Here is a 4,834-nt window from a genome sequence, read left to right on the forward strand (position 1 = left end):
CGTCAAGGGCGAGCCGGTGGCCAACCAGAACGCCAAGAAATAATCCAATTTTAGGCGGAGCGATCCGCGGACACGCTCTGACGGACGACGCCATATGCTGTATTTTTCGCGCTTCAAGATGATCCTGATCTGGGTGGCCGTGGCCATCACAGTGATCCTCGCCGCGCCCAACCTGTTCTCCGCCAGCACGCTGGCGCAACTGCCCAACTGGGTGCCGAAGCGGCAGATGACGCTCGGCCTCGACCTACAGGGTGGTTCGCACATCCTGCTGGAAATGAACCAGAACGATCTGATCAAGGACCGGCTGGAGACGACGCGCGACGAGATCCGCACGCTGCTGCGCGACGCCAAGATTGGCTATACCGGCCTTGCCGGCACGGGGCGGACCCTGCAGGTCCGCATCACCGATCCCGCCCAGATCGATGCCGCCAAGACGGCGCTGAAGACGCTGACCGATCCGGTCGCAGCCGGCCTGTTCACCGGCGGTTCCGTCCAGGAAATGACGCTCGACGATTCCGAGCCAGGCCTGCTCAAATTCAACGTCACCGATGCCGGCATCAAATACCGCACGTCGACCGCGCTGACGCAGTCGATCGAGGTGGTCGAACGCCGCGTCAACGAACTCGGCACCACCGAACCGATCGTGCAGCGGCAGGGCGACGACCGTATCCTTGTCCAGGTGCCGGGTCTTCAGGACCCGCAGAGACTGAAAGAAATCCTCGGCCAGACCGCCAAGCTGACCTTCCAGATGGTCGACCAGTCGATGCCGGTGCAGGACGCGCTCAATGGCCGTCCGCCCGCCGGGTCATCGGTGCTGTATTCGCAGGACGATCCGCCGGTTCCGTATCTGATCGAAAATCGCGTCATCGTCTCGGGCGAAAACCTCGTTGACGCACAGGCGACATACAATTCGCAGAACAACGAGCCGGTGGTGTCGTTCCGCTTCGATTCGAAAGGAGCGGCGCGCTTCGGTCAGGCCACGGCGCAGAATGTCGGCAAGCTGTTCGCCATTATCCTCGACAATCAGGTGATTTCGGCGCCGCAGATCCGCGAGCCGATCCTCGGCGGCACCGGCCAGATTTCCGGCAATTTCACTGCCCAGAGCGCCAACGACCTTGCGGTGCTGCTGCGCGCCGGTGCGTTGCCCGCGACGCTGACGGTGATCGAAGAACGCACCGTTGGTCCGGGCCTTGGCCAGGATTCGATCCATGCCGGCAAGGTCGCCGGCATCATCGGTTCTATCCTCGTCGTCGCCTTCATGTTCGTCGCCTACGGCTTCCTCGGCTTCCTCGCCAACATCGCGCTGGCGGTGCACGTGGCGATGATCGTCGGCGTGCTCTCGCTGCTTGGCGCTACGCTGACCTTGCCTGGTATCGCCGGTATCGTGCTGACCATCGGCATGGCGGTTGATTCCAACGTGCTGATCTATGAACGTATTCGCGAGGAGCGACGCGCCGGCCGCTCTGTGATCCAGGCGATCGATACCGGTTTCACCAAGGCGCTAGCGACCATCGTCGATTCCAACATCACTTCGCTGATCGCCACCGTGGTGCTGTTCTATCTCGGTACCGGGCCGGTGAAGGGCTTTGCCATCACCTACGCCATCGGCATCCTGACCACGGTCTTCACCGCCTTCACCTTCACCCGCCTGCTGGTCTCGATCTGGCTGCGCCGGGCTCGCCCGAAGGAATTGCCGAAGGCGCCGGTGACTTTCGTTCCACCCGGCACCAAGATCCCCTTCATGGGCATCCGTCGCTGGACCTTTACGCTCTCCAGCGCACTGTCGATCCTGTCGGTGGTGCTGTTCATGACCGTTGGCATCAATTACGGCATCGACTTCAAGGGCGGTTCGCTGATCGAGGTGCAGGCCAAGAGCGGCAATGCCGACCTCGCCGACCTCCGTGCGCGGCTGACCGAGCTCAACATCGGCGAAGTTCAGGTGCAGCAGTTCGGTACGCCGAACGACGTGCTGATCCGCGTCGGGACGCAGGATGGTGGCGAGAATGCCGAGCAGACCGTCATCGACAAGGTTCGCGGCGAGCTGCAGGACAATTACGATTTCCGCCGCGTCGAAGTGGTCGGACCGACCGTTTCTGGCGAGCTTGCCAAGCAAGGCACGATCGCCATGCTGATCGCGCTGCTTGGCATCCTGGTCTATGTCTGGTTCCGCTTCGAATGGCAGTTCGCGGTCGGCGCCATCGTGGCGACGGTGCACGATGTGGTCATGACGCTCGGCTTCTTCGTCATCACCGGACTGGAGTTCAACCAGTCATCGCTGGCGGCGATCCTGACGATCATCGGCTATTCGCTGAACGATACGATCGTGGTCTATGACCGTGTTCGAGAGGATTTGCGAAAATACAAGCGCATGCCGCTGCCGCAGCTGTTGAACAACGCCATCAACGAGACGCTGTCGAGAACGACGCTGACTTCGGTGACGACGATCCTGGCGCTGCTGGCGCTGGTGCTGTTCGGCGGCGAGGTGATCCGCTCGTTTACGATGGCCATGCTGTTCGGCGTCGTCTTCGGCACCTATTCGTCTATCTTCATCGCCGCACCGCTGCTGATCCTGTTCAAGCTGAGGCCGCAGGCTTCGGCCGACGAGGAGAAGCCGGTCAATGGCGGCAAGGCGGTCGCGACCTGACGCGCCGCCCCGAAGGGGTATAGCGGTGACCGGCAAAGGCATCGTCATCCGCGAGGCGCATTTTCCGGGCCGCGCGCCGATCGAAGCCTATGGCAATGGCGGGTTCCGCTTTGCCGACATGTCGCATCGCGGTTCGCTCATGTGCCTGCCATCCGGCATCCATGGCTGGGAACCGGCTGATCCTCTGGTGCTGACGGTGGCGGATTTCGACAAGCTGCTGGCTGAGGCCGGCAAGGTCGAGATCCTGCTGGTCGGCATGGGCAGGGATCTCCGGCCATTGCCCGCCGCACTGCGAGCCGCGCTGAAGGCTGCCGGCATTGCGTCCGACCCGATGTCGACCGGTGCCGCGGTACGGACCTACAATGTCCTTCTGGCGGAAGAGCGCGCCGTGGCCGCCGCGCTCATCGCCGTCGATTGACATGTCCCAGAATGCCAAAATCGTCACGGACGCGGTGCGCGCCGCCGACCATGACCGCTATCTGACCGCGCTCTACGCGCCCGACGACAAGCGCGACGCGCTGTTTTCGCTCTACGCCTTCAATGCCGAGATCGCAGGAATCCGCGATCGCATCCATGAAGCGCTGCCGGGCGAGGTGAGGCTGCAATGGTGGCGCGATGTCATTGCCGCTGGCGGAGAAGCGGGCGCCGGCCATCCCACAGCCGAAGCCTTGAACGCCACGATAGCGACGTTCGGCCTGCCGAAGCCGGCCTTCGAGAACATGCTCGATGCACGCATCTTCGACCTCTATGACGACCCGATGCCGTCGCGCACTGACCTGGAAGGCTATTGCGGCGAGACTGCTGCCGCGATCATCCAGCTTGCGGCGATGGTGCTCGATCCCGTCGGGGCGCCGCGCTTTGCCGATCTGGCGGGCAGGGCAGGCTGTGCGCAGGCGATGACCGGCCTGTTGCTGCTGTTGCCGCTGCATCGCCGGCGCGGACAGTGTTTTGTCCCGGCCGATATTTTGGCGGCGGCGGGATCGTCGCCGGAAGAATTCATTGCTGGTGATGGCGGACCCGGCGCCAAACGCGCGGTGGCGGCGATGATGGCGCTGGCACGGGAACATCTTTCCGCCTTCGAGCAAGGCGCACCGACCTTGCCTGTCTCGCTGCGTCCGGCATTCCTGCCGCTCGCCCTGTCACGTGCCTACCTCGGCAAGATGGAGAATGGTTCGCCGCTCGAAGGCGTGGCGCGGCTGTCGGCCTTGCGCCGGCATTGGCTGCTGCTGCGTCGCGCGAGCAAGGGCTGGCCTGCGCTTTGACGTAAACGTCAATCGTGTTAAGACGTCCCCCGCGCCAAACTGTTGCCGAAGACAACAGGCCGGCCCGGAGGAGATGAATGAGCTTACCCATATTGGTGGCGATCGTTACCTTCGGCATCGCGCTGTCGGTTGCGGCGGTGCATTTCACCGGCGGCAGCAAGATAGCGACGCTCAGCAGTGCCAATCGCGCGGTGAGCCGATTCGCTGAGGATTTTCCCGACGAGATCGCGACGGTAGTCCGCCTGACAGCGGATGCCAGGACTGCGTTTCTGGATATCGGGCGAGTGCGCATCGGCATCGTTCACGGCATCGGCGATTGCTTTTTGACCCGCATCGTCACGCCTCAGGATGTCGCGGTTTTGAACACCGAAGATGCGAACACGGTCTCGTTCCGGCTCGCCGATTTTACCTGGAAGGGCGGCCGCTTCCACTTTGCCAGCTCAACGGATGCGCAGGGCCTGCTGGAAGCCTTGAGCCGCAACGTTCGAATTCCACTGCGGAGGCCGCGTGATGGACAGCTATAATTTCCCGCAAGTCACCCAACTGGCCATCCCGTTCTTTGTTGTCGCGATCCTGGTCGAACTTTGGCTGGTGCGCACCGGCCGCGCCAGAGGTTCGTTCGAAACGCGCGACACCTTGACCAGCCTGATGATGGGCACCGGCAATGTCGTTGCCGGGCTGCTGCTTGGCGTCGTGTCCTACTGGGCACTGCTGTGGCTCTGGCAATTCCGCGTCTTCGATCTCGGCCTCTCGGTCTGGGTGTTCCTGGCCGCCTTCCTGCTCGATGATTTGCGCTACTACGTCTATCACCGCATCGCGCACCGGGTGCGCTGGGTGTGGGCCGAGCACGTCAACCACCATTCCAGCCAGCACTACAATCTGTCGACGGCGCTGCGGCAAAGCTGGACCGGCCTGTTCACCTTCATGT

General features: G+C 62.9%; 5 protein-coding genes. All 5 read left to right on the top strand.

Annotation, left to right across the window (positions count from 1 at the left end):
- Positions 1-94 precede the first annotated feature (94 nt).
- Positions 95-2,644, top strand: coding sequence for a protein translocase subunit SecDF (gene secDF, locus EOD15_RS28540; RefSeq protein ID WP_127409059.1), 2,550 nt, complete (start codon positions 95-97; stop codon positions 2,642-2,644).
- On the top strand, positions 2,619-3,062 hold the full coding sequence (locus EOD15_RS28545; RefSeq protein ID WP_164748856.1) for an Mth938-like domain-containing protein: 444 nt from the start codon (positions 2,619-2,621) through the stop codon (positions 3,060-3,062). The genes secDF and EOD15_RS28545 overlap by 26 nt, the downstream gene beginning before the upstream one ends.
- Position 3,063: 1 nt before the next feature.
- Positions 3,064-3,906, top strand: coding sequence for a phytoene/squalene synthase family protein (locus EOD15_RS28550; protein WP_127321635.1), 843 nt, complete (start codon positions 3,064-3,066; stop codon positions 3,904-3,906).
- Positions 3,907-3,983: 77 nt separating this feature from the next.
- A complete protein-coding gene (locus tag EOD15_RS28555; RefSeq protein WP_127321634.1) occupies positions 3,984-4,430 on the top strand; it encodes a hypothetical protein in 447 nt (148 codons plus the stop codon).
- A partial coding sequence (locus EOD15_RS28560; RefSeq protein WP_185929105.1) for a sterol desaturase family protein occupies positions 4,417-4,834 on the top strand: 418 nt, incomplete at its 3' end. The genes EOD15_RS28555 and EOD15_RS28560, both read left to right, overlap by 14 nt.

Source organism: Mesorhizobium sp. M7A.T.Ca.US.000.02.2.1 (assembly GCF_003996995.1).
Classification (GTDB): Bacteria; Pseudomonadota; Alphaproteobacteria; order Rhizobiales; family Rhizobiaceae; genus Mesorhizobium.

Bases quoted from the DNA above. Each gene is read 5' to 3' on its own strand.
- secDF (WP_127409059.1), top strand. From the start codon at position 95: ATGCTGTATTTTTCGCGCTTCAAGATGATCCTGATCTGGGTGGCCGTG.
- EOD15_RS28545 (WP_164748856.1), top strand. From the start codon at position 2,619: ATGGCGGCAAGGCGGTCGCGACCTGACGCGCCGCCCCGAAGGGGTATA.
- EOD15_RS28550 (WP_127321635.1), top strand. From the start codon at position 3,064: ATGTCCCAGAATGCCAAAATCGTCACGGACGCGGTGCGCGCCGCCGAC.
- EOD15_RS28555 (WP_127321634.1), top strand. From the start codon at position 3,984: ATGAGCTTACCCATATTGGTGGCGATCGTTACCTTCGGCATCGCGCTG.